The 21,484-nt window shown below is 72.5% G+C and carries 19 protein-coding genes; 11 read left to right on the top strand and 8 right to left on the bottom strand.

Going from position 1 to position 21,484, the window contains the following annotated elements; all coding sequences use genetic code 11:
* The first annotated feature begins 291 nt into the window (after positions 1–291).
* Entirely contained in the window at positions 292–423 is a 132-nt protein-coding gene (locus ABD901_RS47905; protein WP_345139009.1) for a hypothetical protein, read from the top strand.
* 134 nt (positions 424–557) lie between these two features.
* A complete protein-coding gene (locus ABD901_RS47900) occupies positions 558–752 on the top strand; it encodes a hypothetical protein (protein ID WP_345139006.1) in 195 nt (64 codons plus the stop codon).
* On the opposite strand, the gene ABD901_RS47895 is transcribed toward ABD901_RS47900, so the two are convergent.
* Together ABD901_RS47895 and ABD901_RS47890 are read right to left on the bottom strand one after the other, a co-directional pair.
* Positions 749–1,492: an aminoglycoside adenylyltransferase domain-containing protein gene (locus ABD901_RS47895; protein ID WP_345139003.1), complete on the bottom strand. Its 744-nt coding sequence runs from the start codon at positions 1,490–1,492 to the stop codon at positions 749–751. The two genes, ABD901_RS47900 and ABD901_RS47895, sit on opposite strands and share 4 nt — an antisense overlap.
* Positions 1,489–2,175, bottom strand: coding sequence for a TetR/AcrR family transcriptional regulator (locus ABD901_RS47890; protein WP_345139000.1), 687 nt, complete (start codon positions 2,173–2,175; stop codon positions 1,489–1,491). The genes ABD901_RS47895 and ABD901_RS47890 overlap by 4 nt, the downstream gene beginning before the upstream one ends.
* Positions 2,176–2,220: 45 nt before the next feature.
* Between ABD901_RS47890 and ABD901_RS47885 the strand changes: the two genes are divergently transcribed.
* Complete coding sequence (locus ABD901_RS47885) at positions 2,221–2,967, top strand: SDR family oxidoreductase (RefSeq protein WP_380133668.1); 747 nt, start codon at positions 2,221–2,223, stop codon at positions 2,965–2,967.
* 356 nt (positions 2,968–3,323) lie between these two features.
* Entirely contained in the window at positions 3,324–3,881 is a 558-nt protein-coding gene (locus ABD901_RS47880; RefSeq protein ID WP_345139165.1) for a TetR/AcrR family transcriptional regulator, read from the top strand.
* 51 nt (positions 3,882–3,932) lie between these two features.
* Here ABD901_RS47880 and ABD901_RS47875 read toward each other — a convergent pair whose 3' ends face one another.
* A complete protein-coding gene (locus ABD901_RS47875) occupies positions 3,933–5,240 on the bottom strand; it encodes a pectate lyase family protein (RefSeq protein ID WP_345138993.1) in 1,308 nt (435 codons plus the stop codon).
* A gap of 170 nt (positions 5,241–5,410) precedes the next feature.
* Between ABD901_RS47875 and ABD901_RS47870 the strand changes: the two genes are divergently transcribed.
* The gene (locus ABD901_RS47870; RefSeq protein WP_345138990.1) at positions 5,411–6,703 is read left to right on the top strand and encodes an MFS transporter; all 1,293 of its coding nucleotides are present in this window, start codon (positions 5,411–5,413) and stop codon (positions 6,701–6,703) included.
* Between the two features lie 199 nt (positions 6,704–6,902).
* On the opposite strand, the gene ABD901_RS47865 is transcribed toward ABD901_RS47870, so the two are convergent.
* Positions 6,903–7,787 carry a helix-turn-helix domain-containing protein gene (locus ABD901_RS47865; RefSeq protein ID WP_345138987.1) on the bottom strand — a complete coding sequence of 295 codons (885 nt, stop codon included), beginning with the start codon at positions 7,785–7,787 and terminating at the stop codon, positions 6,903–6,905.
* 219 nt (positions 7,788–8,006) lie between these two features.
* On the opposite strand from ABD901_RS47865, the gene ABD901_RS47860 reads away from it, so the two are divergent.
* Positions 8,007–8,894 carry an aldo/keto reductase gene (locus ABD901_RS47860; protein ID WP_345138984.1) on the top strand — a complete coding sequence of 296 codons (888 nt, stop codon included), beginning with the start codon at positions 8,007–8,009 and terminating at the stop codon, positions 8,892–8,894.
* Positions 8,895–9,005: 111 nt separating this feature from the next.
* On the opposite strand, the gene ABD901_RS47855 is transcribed toward ABD901_RS47860, so the two are convergent.
* Positions 9,006–10,883, bottom strand: a complete 1,878-nt coding sequence (locus ABD901_RS47855; protein WP_345138981.1) for a ricin-type beta-trefoil lectin domain protein — start codon at positions 10,881–10,883, stop codon at positions 9,006–9,008.
* Between the two features lie 118 nt (positions 10,884–11,001).
* On the opposite strand from ABD901_RS47855, the gene ABD901_RS47850 reads away from it, so the two are divergent.
* The gene (locus tag ABD901_RS47850; protein ID WP_345138978.1) at positions 11,002–12,327 is read left to right on the top strand and encodes an NAD(P)/FAD-dependent oxidoreductase; all 1,326 of its coding nucleotides are present in this window, start codon (positions 11,002–11,004) and stop codon (positions 12,325–12,327) included.
* A 3-nt stretch (positions 12,328–12,330) separates the two neighbouring features.
* On the opposite strand, the gene ABD901_RS47845 is transcribed toward ABD901_RS47850, so the two are convergent.
* Positions 12,331–12,891: a class I SAM-dependent methyltransferase gene (locus ABD901_RS47845; protein WP_345138974.1), complete on the bottom strand. Its 561-nt coding sequence runs from the start codon at positions 12,889–12,891 to the stop codon at positions 12,331–12,333.
* A 55-nt stretch (positions 12,892–12,946) separates the two neighbouring features.
* Here ABD901_RS47845 and ABD901_RS47840 point away from each other — a divergent pair, with 55 nt between their 5' ends.
* Entirely contained in the window at positions 12,947–13,687 is a 741-nt protein-coding gene (locus tag ABD901_RS47840) for an AraC family transcriptional regulator (protein ID WP_345138971.1), read from the top strand.
* Here ABD901_RS47840 and ABD901_RS47835 read toward each other — a convergent pair.
* Positions 13,663–14,535: a DMT family transporter gene (locus tag ABD901_RS47835; protein ID WP_345138968.1), complete on the bottom strand. Its 873-nt coding sequence runs from the start codon at positions 14,533–14,535 to the stop codon at positions 13,663–13,665. The genes ABD901_RS47840 and ABD901_RS47835 overlap by 25 nt on opposite strands.
* A gap of 95 nt (positions 14,536–14,630) precedes the next feature.
* On the opposite strand from ABD901_RS47835, the gene ABD901_RS47830 reads away from it, so the two are divergent.
* The 3 genes from ABD901_RS47830 (at position 14,631) to ABD901_RS47820 (ending at position 18,456) form a co-directional block, all read left to right on the top strand.
* Positions 14,631–15,227, top strand: coding sequence for a GNAT family N-acetyltransferase (locus ABD901_RS47830; RefSeq protein WP_345138966.1), 597 nt, complete (start codon positions 14,631–14,633; stop codon positions 15,225–15,227).
* A gap of 256 nt (positions 15,228–15,483) precedes the next feature.
* Positions 15,484–17,424, top strand: a complete 1,941-nt coding sequence (locus tag ABD901_RS47825; RefSeq protein WP_345138963.1) for an elongation factor G — start codon at positions 15,484–15,486, stop codon at positions 17,422–17,424.
* Between the two features lie 120 nt (positions 17,425–17,544).
* Positions 17,545–18,456, top strand: a complete 912-nt coding sequence (locus ABD901_RS47820) for a Ppx/GppA phosphatase family protein (protein ID WP_345138960.1) — start codon at positions 17,545–17,547, stop codon at positions 18,454–18,456.
* Between the two features lie 86 nt (positions 18,457–18,542).
* On the opposite strand, the gene ABD901_RS47815 is transcribed toward ABD901_RS47820, so the two are convergent.
* The gene (locus tag ABD901_RS47815) at positions 18,543–21,389 is read right to left on the bottom strand and encodes a LuxR C-terminal-related transcriptional regulator (RefSeq protein ID WP_345138957.1); all 2,847 of its coding nucleotides are present in this window, start codon (positions 21,387–21,389) and stop codon (positions 18,543–18,545) included.
* Positions 21,390–21,484 lie beyond the last annotated feature (95 nt).

Raw genomic sequence — 21,484 nt, 5'->3', positions numbered from 1 at the left:
AAACATCCACCTCCACGGCCCAGGCGCCCCGCCCGCCGCGGTCAGATTCGCCGGTTGTGGCGGGCGAGCCAGACAACCGCAGTGATGAAAGGCGGCACGTCGTGCGCTGGGAATTGGGTGACGGGCGCGGCGTTCGTTGGGTGGGCGAGCGGCGAACGACAGAACCTCGGCCTCATTGAGCCGGGCACCCTCCGTCATGATCACTGGGACGCCGGGCGCGCGGCAACAGCGGCGTGTGCGTGCACTGAGGTTGTTTAGTATCGGGAAAGCTCGACATCTTCGGGAGCACGCATGCGGGACCTCAACGCGACGTTGGCGCCGGCCGTGCGCCGTCAGGCGGCCGCGCTGGCTGGTGTGCGGTACGCAGCACTGACCGTCGGCGTGCCGCCCGTACGCGGGCTCGGCCGCGTCGACGCCGACTGACGGGCACGGAAGACGACGCGTACTACGGGGGTGCGCGGCCTCGGTGAGCGCTTCGTCCGGGTGGTGGTCGACAGCCTCGCCGCGGTCTATCGGGCGTAGGGCCAGCTCTGCGAACGCGGCAGCGGGCCGGGAGGTTGACGGTCGGCGACCCGCGCGGCGTGCTCGACCACGACACGGGACGCCGGCATAACCTGCGGCTGCGGCAGTGGCAGATCGGCCGGGCCATCGCCATCCTGCGCGACAAGGCCGAACTCGCCGGCATCACTGTGCTCGACCGCAACAACGCGGCGAGGAACCACAGACACCCACCCAACCCGCCACAGCACTAAGCAGTCAGCGTGGCGTGGACGTGGGTCAGGAACGCCGTTGTCGCCTCGCGGTCGACCGAGTGGCCGGCCTCGCGGCCCTTCGCGTGGCTGTCCAGTGCGGCGCCGATCAGCTCGGCCTCGTCCGGGAGGCGCTGCGCGGCCCAGGCCGCGGCCGCGCGCTTCGGGGACCAGGTGTGCTCGGCGTGGTACCGCAGAGCGCGGCAACCGTTGAGCACCGCGTTGTCGCCGTGTTCGCCCAGGTGGGCCAGCTGCACGGCGACCGACTCGGCGACGACCGGCAGGAGATGGCGCGAGCGCACGCGCGTGACCAGGTCGGCGAAGGGCTGGCCGATCAGGGCGCGGCGCTGCTGGCGGACCATGTCGCGGTCGATCGGGTACCAGAAGGTCGGGCCGTCGCCGGGGGTCAGTTCGGCCTTGTACGGCAGTTCGGCGCCCGTGTTGAGGTTCAGGGCGAAACCGGCCTCCGTCGACAACGTGGCGAGCGTGGAGCTGTCGTAGAGGACGAACTCCAGGCCGGTCGCAGGGCATGGCAGCGCGGCGTGGTCGAGGGCGGCGACGACCTCGGCGATCTCGGTAGGTGTCGGCGACGAAGCCACGGCGACCAGGTCGATGTCGCTGCGGCCGGGCTGGTAGGCGTCGAAGGCCAGCGAACCGGCGGGGTACACGCCGACCAGCCGGCCGCGGAAGATCCGCTGCAGGCGGTCCACGACCGCGCCGAGGTACCCGTCGATGTTGTTCACCGCTCAGTTGTAAACCGGTCGAGCCACTCCGTCATCAGGGCCCGCTCGGCCGGTGTGAGAACGGTGGCGGTGGGTAGTGCGGCGCGCAATGCCACCGCGCCGGCGACGGGGGCCGCGTCCGGCGAAGGTGCGGGGTCGGTGGTGACGGCGGCGATGACGGCCTCGCGGGCCAGCGCGGACAGGTCCGGGTCGCGGCGCTCGGGAGGGAGCGAGATCAGCGTCAGCGTCATGCCGCAGCCGGCGGCGTGGATGAGGTGCGCGGCGCGCTCCTCGCTGACGCGCAGGCGGCCGGCCTCGGCGATGCGGCGCACCTGGGCCGCGAGGATCTCGGCGGCGGCGACCGCGGCGGGCGAGTCGGCGCCGGGGCGGGGCTCGCCGTAGATGAGGGTGTAGCAGGCGGGGTTGGCCACGCCGAAGCCGACGTGCAGGTCCCAGCCCGCGCGCAGGTCTGCGACGGGGTCGGCGGTGTGTGGCAGGGCGCTCTTGCCCGCCAGGTACGTCGCGAAGCCGTGGCCGGCGACCGCGTCGAGCAGGCCCTGCTTGTCGCCGAAGATGCGGTAGATGGCGGGTGCCTGCACCCCGGCCGCGGCGCTGACGGCGCGGGTGGAGACGGCCTCGCGTCCGCCCTCGCGTAGCAGTGCGTCGGCGGCCGCGATGATCCGGTCCCGGGTGGACGGTGGCATGCCTGCAACGATATCGCTATCATCGCTATCGAGTACACGTTAGCGATGGAAACAGGGGTGGGTACCGTGAACAGAGTTGCCGTCGTCACCGGTGGGTCGCGCGGGATCGGGCGTGCGGTCGCCGAGCGGCTGGCGCGGGACGGGCAGGTGGTCGTGGTGGTGTACGCCAGCAACGACACCGAGGCGAAGGCGACCGTCGACGCGATCGAGGCGGCCGGCGGGCGGGCGAGCGCGGTGCGGGCCGACGTCGCCGACGAGGCCGCGATCGCGGCGTTGTTCGACGCGACCGAGCGCGAGTTCGGCGGCGTGGACGTGGTCGTCAACGCGGCGGGGATCATGACGCTGACGCCGGTCGCGGAGATGGACCTCGACGCGCTGGACCGCATGCACCGCACCAACGTCCGCGGCGCGTTCGTCGTGGCGCGGGAAGCAGCCCGGCGGCTGCGGCCGGGCGGGGCGCTGGTGAACTTCTCGACGTCGCAGACCCGGCTGCTCTCGCCGACCTACGCGGCCTACGCGGCGAGCAAGGCGGCGGTCGAGGCGCTCACCCCGGTGCTGGCGAAGGAGATGCGCGGGCGGGACGTCACCGTGAACGCGGTCGCGCCCGGCCCGACGGCCACGGACCTGTTCTTCAACGGCAAGGACGAGGCGGCGATCGAGCGCTTCGCGAAGCTCAACCCGATGGAGCGCCTCGGCACGCCGGACGACATCGCCGAGGTGGTGTCGGCGCTGGCCGGCCCGGCCCGGTGGGTCAACGGCCAAACCGTGTACGTCAACGGCGGCGTCGCCTGACCTGCCCGCCGGGTGAAACGTGCAAGCGGGGGTCTGACGAGGGTGTGCCGGGCCGAGTCTGACTCTCGGCCCGGATCCACCTGGCGGGAAGAACTTACTTCTTCTTGTTCTTCTTCTTGCCCTTCTTGGACTTCTTCGCCATGAAACTCACCTCCACGGGGACGTCGACTCCACAGACAGTACGACCAAACGGCAGGTAAACAAAGGCTTTCGCGGAGATTTCATGAAAGGGACCAGCACCCGAGTACCATCCACTGTGGAGCCTTGAGCACCAGCCCGGTCGGCCTCGGCGCCGGGTGGGGCCGGTCCTGCCTGTGGCGGCTGGTTCGGTACAGTCAAGGTGAAATGAGGTGAGCATGACTGCATCGAGCCGAAGTCGCGAATATCACGCACCCCGGCGTGTCGCGCAGGCGGCGGCCACCCGGGCGGCGATCGAGGCCGCGGCCGGGCGGCTGTTCGCCAGGCACGGCTACGCGGCGACGACCGTGGCGGCCATCGCCGAGGAGGCCGGCGTCACACCGAAGTCGGTGTACGCGGTCGCCGACAAGCCGGGGTTGCTGCTGCTGGCCGTCGAGCGGGCGGACGAGGGCGAGGGCGACGCGGTCCGGGCCGTGCTGCGCGGCTACCCGCTGCAGCGGGCGTTCGAGGAGGCCGCGGCGGCCGAGCCGGCGGTGCGCGAGGCGTGGCGGCGCCACGAGCGGCGGCGACGCGCGGAGCTCAAGCGGCTGGTGCGCACGCGGGCCGAGGCGGGGCGGCTGCGGCCGGGGCTCACCGTCGGCCGGGCCACCGACACGCTGTGGGCGCTGGTGACGTGGCACACGGCGGCCCTGCTGGTCGAGCAGCGCGGATGGAGCCGCGCCAAGCTCGGCGAGTGGTTCGACCAGCTCGTCGAGACGCTCCTGGCCGGCGAATAGCGCGAGCGGGCCGGCCTCCCCCAGGAAGACCGGCCCGCAGGCAGCACACAATCAGGCGGGCAGCTTGTTGGCGCCCGCGTTCGCGGTGACGATCCGCGGCACGTCGGCGGTCGCGTCCAGCGACGCGCGCAGAGCCGGGGTCCAGCCCGCGTCGGTGGCGATGTCGGGGTCGAACGCCTGGTTGTACTCGTCGAGGAGGTTCACCGCGACAACGGGTCCGGTGCCGACCCGCGCCAGGGTGCCCTTCTCCGTCATCACCGTGCCGCCCCAGTTGTACACGAACGCGTTGAGCGGAGTGTCGGCGCTGCGCAGCACGAAGTTGTTCTCCGCGTAGATCGCCGACTGCACGCCGACGCCGAGGGCGTAGACGAACGTGTCCTCGTCGGTGGCGTAGTAGTAGTTGTTGTAGACGTCGACCTGGCCGAACCGCACCCGCGGCATGCGCTGGCCGAGGTTGGCCAGGCGGTTGTGGTGCAGCGTGACGCGCAGCTTGCCGACGTCGACGCCCGGCGTGTTGGTCGAGCCGATCAGCATCGACTTGTCGTGCTCGAACATGTTGTTGTACGACACCGTGACGTAGTCCGAGCCCTTGATGATGTCGGCGAGGCCGTCGTGCACCTGGTAGGGCCGGCCGAGGTACACGGGCTGGTTCGAGTCCTGGTTGTCGCCGTCGGTGAACGAGTTGTGGTCGAGCCACACGTTCGTGGCGCCGCTCAGCGTGATGCTGTCGTACAGCGAGTTCCAGTTGCCGTCCGCACCGTCGGTCGGGGTCCACGCCGGGAAGCAGTCGTGCGCGTCGACGAACGTCACGTTGCGCACGATGACGTTGCTGACGTTGGTGAGCAGCAGGTTGCCGCCGATGAGCCGCGCGTTGCGCACGCCGTAGATCGTCGTGTTGGCGCCGACGTCGATCTTGACCTTCAGCCCCTGGTTCTTCGTCGAGCGGACCCTGGCGTCCTCGAGCGGGCCGCTGGGCGCGACCTTGCCCCACGCCGCCGGGTCGTAGGCGGCCAGATAAGCCTGGAGGTTGTACTGCGGGTCGGCGTACGCATCGCACCCGCGCCCCTCGTTGGCGTCGATCGTGCCGGACAGCAGCACGATCTTCGGCGCGTTCCCGGCCACGGCGGCGGCCAGCTCGTCGCGGGTGTGCACGACGAACACGTGCGCGTCATCGGCGGCGGAGCCGCCCGTGGTGCCGGTGCCGGCCGAGCCCCAGCCGTCGTTGGCCGCCAGGGCCTGACGGGCCGCCGACGGCACCGACACCGAGCCGGCGCTGGCCGCTGCGGCCACCGCCACACCGGCCGCGACCAGCCCGGCCACCGTGGCGGCGGTGAGCCCGGCCCGTAAACCTGCGTGCATGCAATCCTCCTGCGTCCGCGGGGAAACGTTGAGGAAAGCGCATTCCTGACGACCACGTTGGCACTCCCCCGCCACGGAGTCAACGCGTGGCGTTTGCAGGTTTGTTGCATCGATCACTTCGGGCGGGCGCACCGGGACAGCTCGGTAAGGTGCAGAGCAGGCTGTCCCCCATGACCGTCGCCGTCCCGGCCGCCCGCCGGTTCGCCGCATTGCGCAACCGGGACTGCCGGCCGTACCTGTTCGGCGCGGCCCTGTCGATGATGGCCGACAACGTCGAGCACGTCATCACGTACTGGGTGCTGTGGCAGAAGTTCCACTCCGAGGCGCTGGCCGGCTTCCAGGTGATCAGCCACTGGGTGCCGTTCCTGCTGCTGTCGGTGTGGTTCGGCGGCCTCGCCGACCGCTACGACTGCCGCCGGGTCATCCAGGCCGCCCAGCTGCTGTTCATGACGGCGTCGCTGATCTGGGGCATCCTGTTCATCACCGACTCCCTGCAGATCTGGGAGGCCTGCCTGCTGCTCGTGCTGCACGGCATGGCCGGCTCGCTGTGGGGCCCCGGCGAGCAGCTCATGCTGCACGACTTCGTCGGCGACGAGGAGCTCGCCTCCGCGGTGCGCCTCAACGCCACCTTCCGCAGCCTCGGCGTCCTCTTCGGCCCCGCCGTCGGCTCGGCCCTGCTGCTGCAGCTGGGCCCGAAGGCCGGCATCCTGGTCAACATCGCGTTCTACCTGCCGCTGACGCTGTTCCTGTTCCGCACGAAGTTCACCGGCCACACCCGTCACGCCGCCGCCGCGGGCCCCCGCGTCGGCCTCTTCGACACCGTGAAGGTCCTGCGCCGCGTGGCGGGCGACCACACCCTCATCAGCATGATCATTCTCGCCGGCCTGGCCTCCTTCTTCGTCGGTACCTCCCTGCAGGCCACCATGCCGAGCTTCGCCGACGACCTGGGCGCCGACGCCACCGACATCTACGGCGTGCTCCTGTTCGCCACCGGCGCCGGCGGCGTGGTCGGCGGCCTGCTCCTGGAGGCGACGGGCCGCATTCGCCCGACGGTGCGGGCCGCCCTGGTGACGACCCTGCTCTACGGCGTCACGAGCCTGCTCTTCGCCGTGACGGACAACTACCCCGTGGCGATCGTCGTGCTCTTCATCGGCGGCGTGGCCAACCTCGCGTCGATGTCGATCGGCCAGACGGTGACCCAGCTGCTCGCCCCGCCCGCCGAGCGCGGCCGCGTGATCGGCGTCTACAACGTGTCGGCCAACGGCCTGCGCGCCGGCAGCGGCGTCACGGTGGGCTTGCTGGGCCAGGCGATCGGCGTGCACTGGTCCCTGGCGTTGAGCTCCGCCGCCCTGTGCGTGGGCACGTCGGCTGCGGCCCTCTACACGAGGTCCGACCGCACGGCCACGCCTGCCCAGCCGGCGGCGATGGAATCAGACGGATCCGACATGTCCGCCACTCCGTGACGGACACATGACCTGGGCGACGTGCCGGCCGGCGCCGACGCAGTCGTCCACGGTGCGGCCCAGGCTCAGGTGCTCGGCCTCGGCGGACGGGCGATGACGAGCAATCCCGGCGCTACCTCTTGCAGCAGGAGGCCCCCGGTTCGCGTCGCAGCGCGGCTGCGCCGCATCGGTCTCCTCGCCCGCTGACCGCCTCCCACGTTCACGTCTGGCCCGATGTGCCGGCGTGCGCGTCGGCGTGTGTCGCGGCCCAGGAGGCGAGCAGTGCCAGGCCGTCGCCGGAGGGGGTGCCGGGTTCGGCCGAGTACGTGACGATGGTCAGCGTCTCGTCGCCAGGCACTTCGAGTCCTTCGTATGCGAGATCCAGCTCGCCGATGGCCGGGTGGCGGAAGCGTTTCCTGCCATGGCGGTGGACGAAGACATCCTGGGCGGCCCACCAGGTGCGGAAGGCGTCGCTGCGCATGGACAGTTCGCCGATGAGGCGCATCAGCTGCTCGTCGCGTGGGTGCGCGGCGGCAGCGGTGCGCAGCGAGCCGACGGCGGCGCGGGCGGTCTTCGCCCACTCGGGGTAGAACGCCTGGGCGTGCGGATCGAGGAAGGTGAACCGCATCGTGTTGACCGGCAGGTTCGGGTGCGCGGCGAACATCGGCGCGTACAGCGCGCGGCCGAGCGCGTTGGCGGCGAGGATGTCGAAGCGGTGGGTGCGCAGGAACGCCGGGATGCCGGTCATCGAGTCCAGGAGGCGGCGCACCGTCGGGCGGATCTGCGCAGCGCTCTGGCGGCGCGCTCGGGCCGGGCCGGGTCCGGCGGCGCGGGCCAGGTTGTGCAGGTAGGTGGTTTCGGTGTCGTCGAGCTGCAGCGCGCGGGCCAGAGCGTCCAGGACGCTGTCGGAGGCGCCGGCGAGGTTGCCGCGCTCGAGGCGGGTGTAGTACTCGACGCTGACCCCGGCGAGGGCGGCGACCTCGCCGCGGCGCAGCCCGGCGACGCGGCGGCTGCCGCCGGTGGGGATGCCGGCCTGGCCGGGGCTGATCTTTGCGCGGCGGGAGGTGAGGAAGGCGCGGACCTCGCCGCGGTTGTCCAAGCCCATAGCACCAGGCTAGGCGGGTCGCCCGGCGTGAGGGGGTCCCTGACGGTACCCCTTTGACGGGTGGCTCCCTCCCTGGCGTGGGTAGGTGTCTGCTGGACGTCGAGATCTGCCGCCGCACATCAGAGAGCCCGGCACGGCCACTGCGATCCCGCCGATACTCACCGTCACCACCAGCCTCGCAACGCGCGGCCCTCGCCCATTTGAAAGGAACAGCCCAGCATGTCCACCATCACGCGCCTGCCGCTGAACAACGGCGTCGAGATGCCCGCGCTCGGGTTCGGTGTCTTCCAGACCCCGCCGGACGAGACCCGCGCCGCCGTCGATACGGCCCTCAAGACCGGATACCGGCACATCGACACCGCCGCGGCCTACGGCAACGAACGGCAGGTCGGGGAGGCCGTCGCCGCGTCCGGCCTCGACCGTGCCGAGGTCTTCCTGGAGACGAAGATCTGGATCAGCGACTACGGCTACGACCAGACCCTGCACGGATACGTCAAGAGCGCCGGAAAACTCGGCGTCGAGGAGATCGACCTGCTCATCCTGCACCAGGCCCTGCCGTCGGAGTTCGACAAGACCCTCGAGGCGTACCGCGCCCTGGAAACCCTCTACAGCGACGGCAGGGTCCGTGCCATCGGGGTCAGCAACTTCATGGTCGAGCACCTCGTCGCGCTGCTCGACAAGGCCACCGTGGTACCCGCCGTGAACCAGATCGAGGTCCACCCGTACTTCGCCCAGCCCGAGGTGCAGGCGTTCGGCGCCCAGCACGGCATCCTGACCCAGGCGTGGTCACCGATCGGTGGCATCACGTTCTACCGCGACAGCGGCCACACCAGCACCCTGCAAGACCCGGTCATCGGCGATATCGCGACGAAGCACGGCAGAAGCCCGGCGCAGGTGATGCTGCGCTGGCATCTGCAGCAAGGCCGCTCGGCCATCCCGAAGTCGACGAACCCGCAGCGCATCGCCGAGAACTTTGCCGTCTTCGACTTCCGGCTCACCGACGACGAACTCGCCGCGATCGACGGCCTTGACACCGGCCGACGCGGCGGCCCCGAACCGGCCGACATCACGCTCGCGAACTTCGGCCGGCCGATCCCCGAAGCCTGACCTGCCCGCCCGCGCAGCCGTCCCGCGGCCACGCCGAGAACCACCATCGCCATCGAGTGACGGACACGAAGAAGGCGGCCGGGAACGGGTCCCGGCCGCCTTCGCCAGTTGTTAAGGCAGAGTCCAGCTCTGGTTCGCCGCTGCGGTGCACGACCAGATCTGCAGCTGGGTGCCGTCGGCCGAGCTGGGGCCGGTCGCGTCCAGGCACTTGCCGAGGGACTGCAGGCTGGCGTTGGCGCCGGCGGTCCACTGCTGCGCGGCGGTGCCGTTGCAGTCGTAGAGCTGGACCTTCGTGCCGTTGGCGGAGTTGGCCCCGGCGACGTCGAGGCACTTGCCGAGTGCGCGCAGGGTGCCGTCGGTGCCGACCGTCCACTGCTGGGCGGTGGTGCCGTTGCAGGTGTACAGCTGGATCTTCGTGCCGTTGGCGCTGCTCGCGCCGGCGACGTCCACGCACTTGCCGCCGTAGCCGGTGATCTGGCCGGTCCGGGTCGACGGGGTGCCGCTGTCGGCGCCGGCCCAGAGGTACGTGCCGACGGTCTTCGCCGGCAGGGTGCTCTGGACCTGCTGGGTGCCCACGCGCAGGGTGAACGCCTGGCTCGCCGAGGTCTGGTTCACGACCACGGTGACGAGGGTGCCGTCCGGGTTGAGGAACGCGACGTTCGTGACGCTGCCGGTCGAGCCGTAGCCGGTGGCGACGCGGCGGGCGCCGGCCTGCACGAACTTCGAGAACTGGGCGATCATGTCGTAGTCGGGCAGGGCCCAGTACGTGTCGCGGTTGGTGGTGCTCTGCACGAGCATGGTCGGGTCGGGCGAGCCGGACCAGCGCTCGGGCGAACGGTTCTGGTCCAGCATGCTGACCCAGCCCTCGTACAGGGTGGCGGAGTTGCGGAAGTACTGCACGATGCGGTCGGCTCCCGCGGTACCCCAGACGGAACGCTCGGTCATGAGGACGTCCTTATCGGGGTAGCTCGCCTTCACCGTGGCCATCGCCGACGGGTCGCCGGCGTAGTCGTGGAAGGCGATGCCGTCGACCGAGCCGTAGGCGTCGCTGTGGCTCGCGGCGCTGCCCAGGACACCCTGGGCGTAGGAGGCGCCCTCGCTGAAGTTGTGGTCGAAGGCCCAGATCTTGACGGTACCGAGGGAGGCGTTGGTCAGCTCGGTGCGCAGCGCCTTGGCGAGCTGGCGCTCCTGGTCGGCGCTCACCAGCATGCCCGGGTAGTCCGCCGGGGAGAACAGCGGCTCGTTCTGCAGCGTTAGCGCGTAGATCGGGATGCCCTGCGCCACGTACGCCTGCACGGCCCGCCGGTAGTAGGTCGCGAGGGTGGGGATGTAGGTGCTGTTGAGGCTGCCGCCGATGATGTTGTTGCTGGTCTTCATCCACGGCGGGGCGGACCAGGCGCTGGCGAAGATCTTCAGGTTGGGGTTGATCGCGAGGGCCTGCTTCAGCGTGGCGATGATGTTGTAGTCGATGTCGCGCTGGATGGAGAACCGCGACAGCGACGGGTCGGCCGCGCCGTCGTCGTAGGTGTAGAAGTCGTGCGAGGTGAAGTCGCTGGTGCCGAACGTGATGCGGGCGACGTTGAAGCCGGCGCCGGCGGACGGGTCGACGAGGGTGCGCAGCGCCCGGTCGCGCCCGGCGGCGCTCATGCGGGACAGGTTGTAGATGGTCGACTCCTCGAGGGAGGAGCCGACACCCAGGATGCTCTGGTACTTCGTGTTGGTGTCGACGGTGACGGTGGCGCTGCCCGACGCCGCGCCGATCGGGATGTCGGCCTGGCGGGACAGCTGGTACGGGGTGCCGGCGAGGCCGGTGGCGGGGTTGGTGTACCAGTTGCCGTTCTTGGGCTCGTAGCCGGCGGTGCGCGACTCCGAGCTCCAGTACACCTGCACGGCGGTGGCGGCCGCCGATGCCGGCAGTTGGGCGGATGTGAGCAGCGCGGCCGCTGTGGCCGCGACGAGCAGTGCAGCGAGTGGCCGGGTTGGGACCATGTGCACGCCTCCTGGCGGGGGGACATAACTTCGGGACTTGTATTAAGCCCCGGCACCAGGTATCTGTCAATGTTCTTAACAGATGGCTCGACCGGCGGATCCTGGGTACGTGGCGGGGATGCATGCACGCGCACACCACCGGCCGCGGATCGTCGTCGTCGGGGCCGGGTTCGCCGGGTACCAGGCCGCGCGGCGGCTGCTGCGGCGCTCCCGCGGCGCCGCCGACGTCGTGGTGGTCAACCCGACCGACTACTTCCTGTACCTGCCGCTGCTGCCCGAGGTGGCCGGCGGGGTGATCGACCCGCGGGCGATCAGCGTGCCGCTGCAGGACACGCTGCCCGGGGTGCGCCTCGTGCTGGGCGAGGTCGACGGGGTGGACACGGCGGCGCGGACCGTCTCCTACGCCGGGCCGGAGGGCGAACGCGGCACGCTGGGGTACCACCGGCTGGTCCTCGCCGCCGGCAGCGTCAACAAGCTGCTGCCGATCCCCGGCGTCGCGGAGAACGCGCACGGGTTCCGCGGGATACCGGAGGCGCTGTACCTGCGCGACCACCTCGTCCGCCAGGTCGAGCTCGCCGACGAGACCGACGACCCGGCCGAGCGCGCGGCGCGCATGACGTTCGTCGTCGTCGGCGCCGGGTACACCGGCACCGAGGTCACCGCGCAGGGCCAGCTGCTCACCGCCGACATCGCCGCCCGGCACCCGCGGCTGCGCGGCACGCCGCCGCGGTGGCTGCTGCTGGACACCGCGGACCAGGTGCTGCCGGGCATGCACGCGCGCATGTCGGAGGCGGCCGAACGGGTGCTGCGCGGCCGCGGCATCGACGTGCACCTCGGCACGTCGGTGCGCGAGGCGACCGCCGACGGGGTGCGCCTCACCGACGACCGGTTCGTGCCCTCGCGCACGCTGGTGTGGTGCGTCGGGGTGCGCCCCGACCCGCTCGTCGAGCAGGCCGGGCTGCCGACCGACGAGGGCCGGCTGCGCGTCGACGCGCACCTCAACGTCCCCGGCCACCCGGAGATCTTCGGCTGCGGCGACGGCGCCGCGGTGCCCGACCTGCATCGCCCGGCCCGGTACACGGCGCTGACCGCACAGCACGCCATCCGGCAGGGCCGGCTCGTCGCCGACAACATCGCGGCGTCCTACGGCATCGGTCAGCCGCGGCGGTACCGCCACCGCGACCTCGGCTTCGTCGTCGACCTCGGCGGCTGGCAGGCCGCCGCCGACCCGCTGCACGTGCCGCTGTCCGGGCCCCTGGCCCGCGCCGTGACCCGCGGCTACCACCTCGCCGCGCTGCCGGCCAACCGGCTGCGCACCGCCACCGACTGGCTCATCACCGCCGTGAGCGCCCGGCCGGGCGTGCAGCTCGGGCTCGTGGAAGGTCAGGCGGTACCGCTGGACACCGGCGCGCCGCAGGTCCCCGCCGCGCAGCGGTCCGGCTGAGGGTCAGCCCGCCGCGGCGCGGAACGTCACCCGGTTGTCCTTGGTGGTCACCTGCACCCCGGTGAACCCGGCGCGCTCCAGCCGCTGCGGCAGCGTCGCCGGGTCCAGCGGCACCATGATGTCGCCGATGTGCAGCAGCCGGAACCGCGGCGTCGGCAGGCTGTCGCTGCCGGCGAACACCCCGCCCGGCGCGAGCACCCGCCGCGCCTCGGCGAACAGCCGGTCCTGGTGCTCGGCCGACGGCACGTGGTGCAGCATCGTGAAGCACACGACCGCGTCGAAGGAGGCGTCCGGCAGCGGCATCGCGGCGCCGTCGCCCTCCAGCACGGTGACACTGCCAGGGACGTTGCGGCGCAGGCGTTCGGCGAGCTTCGGGTTGACCTCCACCGCGGTCATCGCTTCGCTGCCGCGGGCCAGCACCCGCGTCGTCGCGCCGAATCCGGGCCCGATCTCCAGCAGCCGCCCGTCCAGCGCCACGTCGCGCAGCGCCCACGGCAGCAGATGGTGCTCGACCGTCTCGTACCACTTCGCCGACTTGCACAGCCGGTTGTGCAGCAGGTTCATGCAATCGACGCTAGTGATCACCGGTCCTGACCACCAGCTGCTATCGTGCCAGGTGATGTCGAAATCAGGACATCCGGCGATCATGGTCGGCGACTTCACGATGGCGCACGGGATGCGCTTCGCGCCGCACGTGCACCCCGTGCACCAGCTGTCCTGGGCCACCGAGGGCACGGTGTCGATCTCCACCGGGGCGGGCGCGTGGGTGCTGCCGTCGACCCGCGCGCTGTGGATCCCCGCCGGCGTCGAGCACGCCGTGGACGTCAGCGGGCCCGCGGTCTTCCGGGCCGTGCACATCGACCGCTCCCCGCACGGCTGGAGCGCGCCCACCGTCGTCGCGGTCACGTCGCTGCTGCGGGAGCTGGCCGCGTACCTGACGGACCCGGCCCTGCGCGGGGACGCCCGGCGGCGCGCCGAGGCGGTCCTGCTCGACGTGCTGCGCCCGGTCAGCGCGGCGACCCTCGAGGTGCCGATGCCGGCCGACGAGCGCGCCCTCGCGGTGGCGCGGGCGATCCTGGCCGACCCGTCCGACGCCCGCGGGCTGGCCGCCTGGGGCCGCGAGGCCGGCGCGAGCGGGCGCACCCTGGCCCGGGCGTTCACGGCGGAGACCGGCCTGAGCTTCGGCCGCTGGCGCACCAACGCCCGCCTGCGCGCCGCCCTGTTCCTGCTCGCCGCGCACACGCCCGTCTCGGTCGTGTCCCGCCGCGTCGGCTACGGCACCCCGAGCGCGTTCATCGCCGCGTTCCGCGCCGCGCTCGGCGTCTCGCCGGGCGCCTACTTCGGCGGCGCGCCCGAGTGAGCTCGGGCCGCCGCCGCTGGTCGCACCGGGCGGTGGGTCGCCAGCAGCGCCGTGCCGGCCACGATCACACCCAGGCACACCACGAACCCGACCGCGTCGCGCGGCGAGTGCGGGATCTCCTCGTGCAGCAGCAGCGCGCCGAGCACCACGGCGGTGATCGGGTTGGCGATGACGTCGGCCGGGTAGCCGACGCCGAGGCCGTCGACGCGCAACGCCAGCTGCAGCAGGACCACGCCCGCCGCCGCGGCCGGAACCAGCAGCGCCGTCGCCACCAGGGCGTCCGGGTCCGTAAGCGCGCCCCGGCCGAGGCGCTGCCAGGAGGCGGCGACGGCGTCGAGCAGCACGGCGGCCAGGCCCGTGCAGGCACCCGCGATCAACCCGCAGGCGGCCGCCCGGGTCCGCTGCCCCCATCGCCGGGCCGCCGACAGCACCACCGCCGCCGTGGCCAGCAGCGTCGCCGCCGTCGCCAGGCTGGTGCGCAACCGCAGCGGGTCCGCGTCGCCGGGATCGCCGATCAGCAGGAAGAACGCGGCCACGCCGGCGAAGATCAGGCCGCAGGCACGGTACTGCACCGCCGCCGGCCGGTGCGCGCCCAGCCGCCACGCCACCAGTAGCGACACCGGCAGCGCCAGCAGCAGGCACGGCTGCACCAGGATCACCGGCCCGGTCGACAGCGCGACCACCTGCAGCAGCGCCGCCACGCCGTCCAGCGCCATCCCGAGCCGCCAGCGCCGGTCCCGGACCAGGTCGCGGCCCTCGCGGCCGGAGGCGGCGGCGTGCTCGACGGCCGTCGCCGCGCCGTAGCCGCAGGCCGCCGCGAGCGCGCACGGGATCGCCACCAGGAGCATGTGCGAAGCGTCGCAGGGCGGCGGGTGACCGCGCAGGTGAACCGGTGAGTCGTCCTCGTCCTGCGCCGCGATCCGGCGGCGGGCATGATGGGTTCATGATCCGCTCGTACCGCTCGGCCGACCGCGACGCCGTCCACGACATCTGCATCCGCACCGCCGACGCGGGGCAGGACGCGTCGGGCTCCTACGCCGACCCGGACGTCCTGCCGGACATCTTCGCCCACCCGTACACGCACCTCGAACCCGACCTCGCGTTCGTCGTCGACGACGGCGGCGCGGCCGTCGGCTATGTCCTGGGCACGACCGACACGGCGGGGTTCGTCAAGCGGTTCCGCGACGAGTGGCTGCCGCTCGTCGCCGGCCGGTATCCGGCGCCGGCCGGCGAGCCCGGCACGCCCGACGAGGTGATGGCGCACCTGCTGCACTGGCCCGAGCGCATGGTCGTGCCGGAGCTGGCCGGCTACCCCGCGCACCTGCACATCGACTTGCTGCCCGCGCACCAGCGCGCCGGGCACGGCCGGGCGCTCATCGACGCGTTCGTCGCCGCGCTGCGCGAGCGTGGCGTGCCCGGCGTGCACCTGGGCATGGTCACGACCAACACGCCCGCCCGCGCCTTCTACGACCGGCTCGGCTTCCACGTCCTCGAGGTGCCCGACCCGGGCCCGCTGACGTACCTCGGCCTGAAGCTGTAACGCCGATGGAATAAAGGCTTGCGCCGCGACGCTAGGGTTGGCGTAGACAATCTCGTCGAGTGGAGGGAGCCGGCCGTGCAGTACCGCACAGCTGTCGTCGTTCCCCGCTCGCAGCACGAGGTGATCCGCGTGTCTTCGTTCCTCCCGGTGTCCGCTCGCGCGGCGGCACTGGGGCGTCCCGCGCCCGGCTGAGCTCCAGCCCGCGGGGCGAATCGCGCTGTCCAGTCCGAAGTGACGAGCCCGTGAAGGGGCAACAGTGCGTAACGAACTCGAGCGCGTCCGCAACATCGGCATCCTGGCCCACGTGGACGCGGGCAAGACCACGACCACCGAGCGGATCCTGTTCGCGACCGGCGCGACCTACAAGCAGGGCGAGGTCCACGACGGCACCACCGTCACCGACTTCGACGCCCAGGAACGCGACCGCGGCATCACCATCTTCGCCGCCGCGGTCAGTGTCGACTGGGCCGGCCACCGGATCAACCTGATCGACACGCCCGGCCACGTCGACTTCGCCGACGAGGTCGAGCGCTCGCTGCGCGTTCTCGACGGCGCGGTCGCCGTGTTCGACGGCGTCGCCGGCGTCGAGCCGCAGAGCGAGTCGGTGTGGCGGCAGGCGGACCGGTACGGCGTGCCGCGGATCGCGTTCGTGAACAAGCTCGACCGGGCGGGCGCGGACTTCGACGCCGCCGTGGCCTCCATCCGCGACCGGCTGCACGTCACGCCGCTCGTGGTGCAGGAGCCCATCGGCGCCGAGGCCGCATTCGCCGGCATGACCGACCTGACCGAGGTGTCGGCCCGGTCGGCGGCGCTGGTCGAGCAGGTCGCCGAGCTGCACAGCGGGGCATTGGAGGAGTACGTCGAGACCGGCACGCTGAGCCGCGAGACGCTGCGACGGGCGCTGCGCGAGCTGACCCTCGCCGGCACCGCGGTCGTCGTGCTGGGCGGCTCGGCGTACAAGGACAAGGGCATCGAGGAGCTCCTCGACGCGGTGGTGGCGTACCTGCCCTCGCCGCTGGACATGCCCCCGGTCGCGGACGGGCGCCCGGCCGACCCGGATGCCCCGCTCGCGGCGCTGGTGTTCAAGGTGCACTCGGCCGCGACCGGGCGGCTCACCTACCTGCGGGTGTACTCCGGCACGCTGCGCAAGGGCACGGCGGTGTACGAGCCGAACGCCGACGAGACCGAGCGCGTCTCGCGCATCCTGCACGTCCAGGCCGACCGGCACACGGACGTGGACCGCGCGGTCGCGGGCGACATCGTCGCGGTGGTCGGGCTCAAGCACGCTCGCACCGGCGAGACGCTGTGCGACCCGGGCCACCGGCTCGTGCTCGAGCCGCCGTCCACGGCGACGCCCGTCGTCTCCGTGGCGGTCGAGGCGAAGAGCCGCGCCGACGCGGGCCGCCTCGCCGTGGCGCTGGCCCGCCTGGTCGAGGAGGACCCGTCGCTGGTCGTCACCAGCGACGCCGAGACCGGCCAGACCGTGCTCAGCGGCATGGGCGAGCTGCACCTGGAGGTGGCGGTGGAGAAGATGCGCCAGAGCGGCAACGGCCTGCAGATCGCCGTCGGCCGCCCGCAGGTCGCCTATCGCGAGACCCTCGTGCGCGGCGTGAGCGGGCTGCTGTACCGCCTGGTGCACCAGCGCGGCGGCGCGGGCCTGTTCGCCCACGTCCAGATCGACGTGTCCCCTGTGGACGGTGAGGAGCTCGTGTTCGAGTCCACAGTGGTCGGCGGGCACGTGTCCAAGGAGTACGTGCGGGCGGTCGAGGACGGCTGCCGCGACGCCCTCGCGTCCGGCCCGGTCGGCGGCTACCCGGTGACCGGCGTGAAGGTGACGCTCACCGACGGCCGGATGCACGAGAAGGACTCCTCGGACCTGGCCTTCCGCCTCGCCGGGCGGGAGGCGCTCCAGCAGGCGTTCCAGGAGTCCGAAATGGTACTCCTGGAGCCCGTCGTGGAGGCCACCGTGACCGTCCCCGACGACATGGTCGGCGGCGTGCTCGGCGACCTCGCCGCCCGCCGCGGCCGGGTCACCGGCTCGACCACGCGCGGCGGCACGGTCGTCGTCACCGCCGTCGTGCCCCTCGCGGAGCTGTTCGGCTACGCGACGCGGCTGCGCAGCCGCACGCAGGGCCGGGGCACGTTCACGACCCGCCCCGCCGGCTACGCCCAGGCGCCCTCGGGCATCCTGGCGTAAAGGAAAGGTAACGGCGCGCACCTTGACGGTGCGCGCCGTTACTGTTTCCATCACGACAACTCGGGGTACGGGGCCGCCGGTCTCAACTACCGTTGAGGTTTTCCGGGGGAGGCTTTGCCCGTGCGATTGGCCGTGCTCGACGTCGGTTCCAACTCTGCGCACCTGCAGATCGTCGAGGCGCGCTCGCACAAGCCGCCGCTGCCGGTCTTCCGGCTCAAGGCACCGACGCTGCTCGCCGAGTCCGTCACGCCCGACGGCGCGCTCACCCCCGACGGCGTCGAGCGCGTGGTGCGGGCCGTGGCCTGCACCGTCGAGGCGTACCGGCAGCACAGCGCCAAGGACCTCATCCCCCTCGCGACCGCGACGATCCGCGACGCCACCAACAACGCCGAGATCCGCCGGCGCGTGCGCGAGGCGACCGGCGTCGAGCTGCGCTCCCTCAGCGGCGAGGACGAGGCCCGGGTCACGTTCCTGGCCGTGCGCCGCTGGCTCGCCGGCAATGCCGGCGGCGAAGGCCTGCTGCTGCTCGACATCGGCGGCATGTCGATGGAGATCGCATCCGGCGACGGCGGCGAGCACCCGGACCTCGCGGTGTCGCTGCCGATCGGCGCCGGCCTGCTCACCCGGCGCTTCCTGCCGGAGCACCCGGCCGCCCGCAACGCCGTCGAGCGCGTCCGCCGCCACGTCCGCGCGGCCGTGCGCCCCGTCGCCGCCGAGCTCGCCGGCCACCCTCGCCCCGACCGTGTCATCGGCACGTCGAAGACCTTCAAGCAGCTCGCCGGCCTGACCGGCGAGGGCGACCACCTCAGCCGGCGCGCCCTTCGCCGCTGGGTGCCGCGCCTGGCCGACATGAGCCCGCTGCAGCGCGCCAACCTGCCCGGCGTCGCCGCCGCCCGCGCCCGGCAGCTGCTCGCCGGCGCGGTCACTGCCGTGACCGTGATGGAGGCCTTGGACCTGCGCACCCTGGACGTCTGTCCCTGGGCCCTGCGCGAGGGTCTCCTGTTGCGCCGGTACCGCGAACTGCGCGGCTGACCGCCTCGGCTACTTCGACCTGAGCGTCCTTCCGCGCGGCGACGGGCCACTCATGGATGGGCTTCGCCGGCCGTCTTGATGTTCGGTTAGGACGCCGGCTGTGGGGCGTGGTCGTGTTCGTCGGGTGTGATGGTCTCCAGGGCGGCGCGGAGGGCGACGCGTGAGGTGATGCCGAGTTTGGGGAAGATCCGGTGCAGGTGTGCGCCGACCGTGCGGTGGGACAGGAACAGCTGCTGGGCGATCTGTTTGTTGGTCAGGCCGGTGGCCGCCAGCGTGGCGATCTGCCGCTCCTGCGCGGTCAATGCGACGGTTCGGGTGTCGGGCCTCGTGCTGGCGGTGGCGACTCCGGTGGCGCGCAGTTCGTCGCGGGCCCGCTGCGCCCAGGGTCGGGCGCCCATCCGGTCGAGGGTGTCCAGAGCGGCGCGCAGGTACAGGCGGGCTCGGGTGGTGTCGCGGGTGCGGCGGAGCCACTGTCCGTAGGCGAGTTGGATGCGGGCCTGTTCGAACGGCCACCGGTCGGCCTCGGGCAGGGACAGGGCCGCCTCGAACAGCCGGCCGGCTGCATCGTCGGCCGCGGCCAGGGCCGCGGCCCCGGCGATGATCAGCGCCGAGCGGGTGGAGACGCGGGAGATGCCGGCCTGCTGGGCGGCGGCGACGTGCGCGCGGGCCTCCTCCGTCCGCCCGGTGCGCACGGCCGCCTCGACCAGGTCCATGATCAGTAGGCGGCCGGGGACGCCGGCGCTGGGCGCACCGGGCGGGTTGACTCGTGCCGCCTGTACGTAGGCTTCCTCGTAGTCGCTCTGGCCCAGCGCTGCGAGGGTGCGAACCCGCCGGGCGTACGCCTCCGGCAGCCCGACGCCGCGGGGCGCCGCCCAGGTGGTGATCTCATCGGCCAGGACCCGAGCCCGGTCCACGTTGCCGCGGGCGGCCTCGATGTATGCCAGATGACACCGAAGCTGCCCCTGGACAAGGTGGTGGCCGTAGGCCTCCGCCAGGTCCAGCCCCTCCCCGGCCAGGTTCTCGGCCTCGTCCCACTGCCCGTGGCCGTAAGCGTCGATGCACAGCAGCAGCAACCCGGCCATGACCATGGTGATCGCGCCGCTGTCGCGTTCTCGTTCGACCACGCGGCGGACCAGGTAACGGTAGTCGGACAGGGCCTCCACTCCGACGGCCGCCCAGGTCAGGGGGACGACCGGCCAGGGTGACGGGTCGGCGGGCAGGGCCGCGAAGGCGTGGGCGAGGCCCTCCCGGACCGTGTCGGCGGTGCGGGCGGGGTCGACGTACGCGTCGTAGCACAGCCGAAACGCGGTTGCCGCCTCCGGGGCGAACCGGGCCAGTGCGGTGTTGAGCAGTTCCCACGGCTCCGGTCGGCCGGCGTAGATGCTGACGGCCAGCAACGCGTGCAGGATCCAGCGGGAGTCCCAGTCGTTGGTGGTCTTGGCGGTGTCGGCGACGTCGTCGAGCGCCCGGGCCAGCAACTGGTGGGCGGCCTCGACGTCGCCCTCACCGTGCGTGAGGAGGTGGGCCGTGGCGGCGAAGACCAGCCCGGTCGGCGTGTCCGGGGCCTGCCCGGCGTCGGCCAACAACCGTGGCGCCTGGTCGAGCTGACCGGTCATGACCGCGAGGTAGGCGGCCTCGACCAGTCGGCGGGACCGGCCGGCCGGGTGCGAGCTGAGTTCACCGGCGCGCACCTTCAACGTCACCGCGGCGGCCGCGCCGCCACGCCGGTCGCCGACGGTCGTCTGGTTCAACGTCCCGGCCGAGGCGGCGGACGGGTCGCCGCGCCGCCAGGCGGCCAGGGCCGCCTCGTCCAGCGCCCGGGCCACCGCCTCGTCCGGTCCGGTCGCGGCCTCGGCCAGGTGCCACGCCCGCCGCTCCGGGTCACCGGCCAGGGCGGCGGCCAGGGCCTGGTGCGCTGCGCGGCGCTCACCGGGCGAGGATGCCTGCACGATCGCCGAGCGGATGAGCGGGTGCCGAAACACCACAGGGCCGGTGACCGCATCCATGCGGACGAGGCCGGCCTGCTGGGCCGGGGCCAGGTCGTCGACGTCGGCACGGCCCTGCGCCGCCGCGCGGATGGTGGCCGGGCTCGCATCCGGTTCCAGCGCGGCCAGCAGCAGGACCTGCCGCCCCGGTGCGGGCAGGGTCCGCACCCCGGCGGCGACGATCCCCTCCAGCCGCCCATGCAGAGGCAGGAAGGCGGGCAGCGGATCCTGGCCGCAGCGCTGCCGGTCGGTCAGCACGCCGGGGAGTTCCCGCAGCACGAGCGGGTTGCCGGCGGCCTCGTCGAGCAGCCGCCGCCGTACCGTCGGCGCCAGCCCCGGCCAGCGGGCGTCCAGCAGGCTGGTCGCGGGCTGGCTGGCCAGCGGCCCGATCTGCCGTTCGCGGAACCCGACCTGGTCGAAGCAGCTGCCGGCACCGGTGCGCGCGGCGGCCAGGAACACGATCGGGTCATCGCCGATGCGGCGAGCGGCGAACGCCAGCACGGTCGCGCTGGCGCGGTCGATGCCTGGCACGTCGTCGACGATCACCAGCAGCGGACGGCCGGCCGCAACCCCGCGAAGCAGGGCCAGCACCGCCGTGACCACCAGCGGGTCCGGCGACGACCCCGGCGCTAGGTCGAAGACCTGGTGCAGGGCGTCGCGATGACGGTCGGACAGCCGGTCGGCGCACTCACGAAGCGGGTCGAGCATCTGATGCAGCGTCGAGAAGCCGATCTCGGCCTCGAACTGCGCCCCGGACGCCCGTAGCACCCGCATCCCGGCCGCCTCGGCGCGGGCCGCCGCGGCGTCCAGCAGCGCGGTCTTGCCCACCCCCGGGTCGCCGCGCAGCAGCAGGCCGGGCCCGATCGGGCGGTGGCCGGCAAAGAGTGCGTCGATCTGTCCCAGTGCGGCCGTGCGCCCCACCAGCTCTGCTACAAACGCTGATTTCATCGACTTCCCCGTCCGATGACGTCTGTTGGAAAGACTGTGATGGATAGGTTGGAAGAGTCGGCAACGGTCACCGTGCGAGGATCGCCGGTCCCGTG

Origin of the sequence: Dactylosporangium darangshiense (genome assembly GCF_039537565.1) — a bacterium.
Taxonomy (GTDB): domain Bacteria; phylum Actinomycetota; class Actinomycetes; order Mycobacteriales; family Micromonosporaceae; genus Dactylosporangium; species Dactylosporangium darangshiense.
This window is presented reverse-complemented; position numbering and strand designations above follow the sequence as displayed.

Coding starts and splice junctions, on each gene's coding strand:
- ABD901_RS47905 (WP_345139009.1), top strand. CDS start 292: ATGCGGGACCTCAACGCGACGTTGGCGCCGGCCGTGCGCCGTCAGGCG.
- ABD901_RS47890 (WP_345139000.1), bottom strand. CDS start 2,175: ATGCCACCGTCCACCCGGGACCGGATCATCGCGGCCGCCGACGCACTG.
- ABD901_RS47885 (WP_380133668.1), top strand. CDS start 2,221: ATGGAAACAGGGGTGGGTACCGTGAACAGAGTTGCCGTCGTCACCGGT.
- ABD901_RS47880 (WP_345139165.1), top strand. CDS start 3,324: ATGACTGCATCGAGCCGAAGTCGCGAATATCACGCACCCCGGCGTGTC.
- ABD901_RS47875 (WP_345138993.1), bottom strand. CDS start 5,240: ATGCACGCAGGTTTACGGGCCGGGCTCACCGCCGCCACGGTGGCCGGG.
- ABD901_RS47870 (WP_345138990.1), top strand. CDS start 5,411: ATGACCGTCGCCGTCCCGGCCGCCCGCCGGTTCGCCGCATTGCGCAAC.
- ABD901_RS47865 (WP_345138987.1), bottom strand. CDS start 7,787: ATGGGCTTGGACAACCGCGGCGAGGTCCGCGCCTTCCTCACCTCCCGC.
- ABD901_RS47860 (WP_345138984.1), top strand. CDS start 8,007: ATGTCCACCATCACGCGCCTGCCGCTGAACAACGGCGTCGAGATGCCC.
- ABD901_RS47855 (WP_345138981.1), bottom strand. CDS start 10,883: ATGGTCCCAACCCGGCCACTCGCTGCACTGCTCGTCGCGGCCACAGCG.
- ABD901_RS47850 (WP_345138978.1), top strand. CDS start 11,002: ATGCATGCACGCGCACACCACCGGCCGCGGATCGTCGTCGTCGGGGCC.
- ABD901_RS47845 (WP_345138974.1), bottom strand. CDS start 12,891: ATGAACCTGCTGCACAACCGGCTGTGCAAGTCGGCGAAGTGGTACGAG.
- ABD901_RS47840 (WP_345138971.1), top strand. CDS start 12,947: ATGTCGAAATCAGGACATCCGGCGATCATGGTCGGCGACTTCACGATG.
- ABD901_RS47835 (WP_345138968.1), bottom strand. CDS start 14,535: ATGCTCCTGGTGGCGATCCCGTGCGCGCTCGCGGCGGCCTGCGGCTAC.
- ABD901_RS47830 (WP_345138966.1), top strand. CDS start 14,631: ATGATCCGCTCGTACCGCTCGGCCGACCGCGACGCCGTCCACGACATC.
- ABD901_RS47815 (WP_345138957.1), bottom strand. CDS start 21,389: ATGAAATCAGCGTTTGTAGCAGAGCTGGTGGGGCGCACGGCCGCACTG.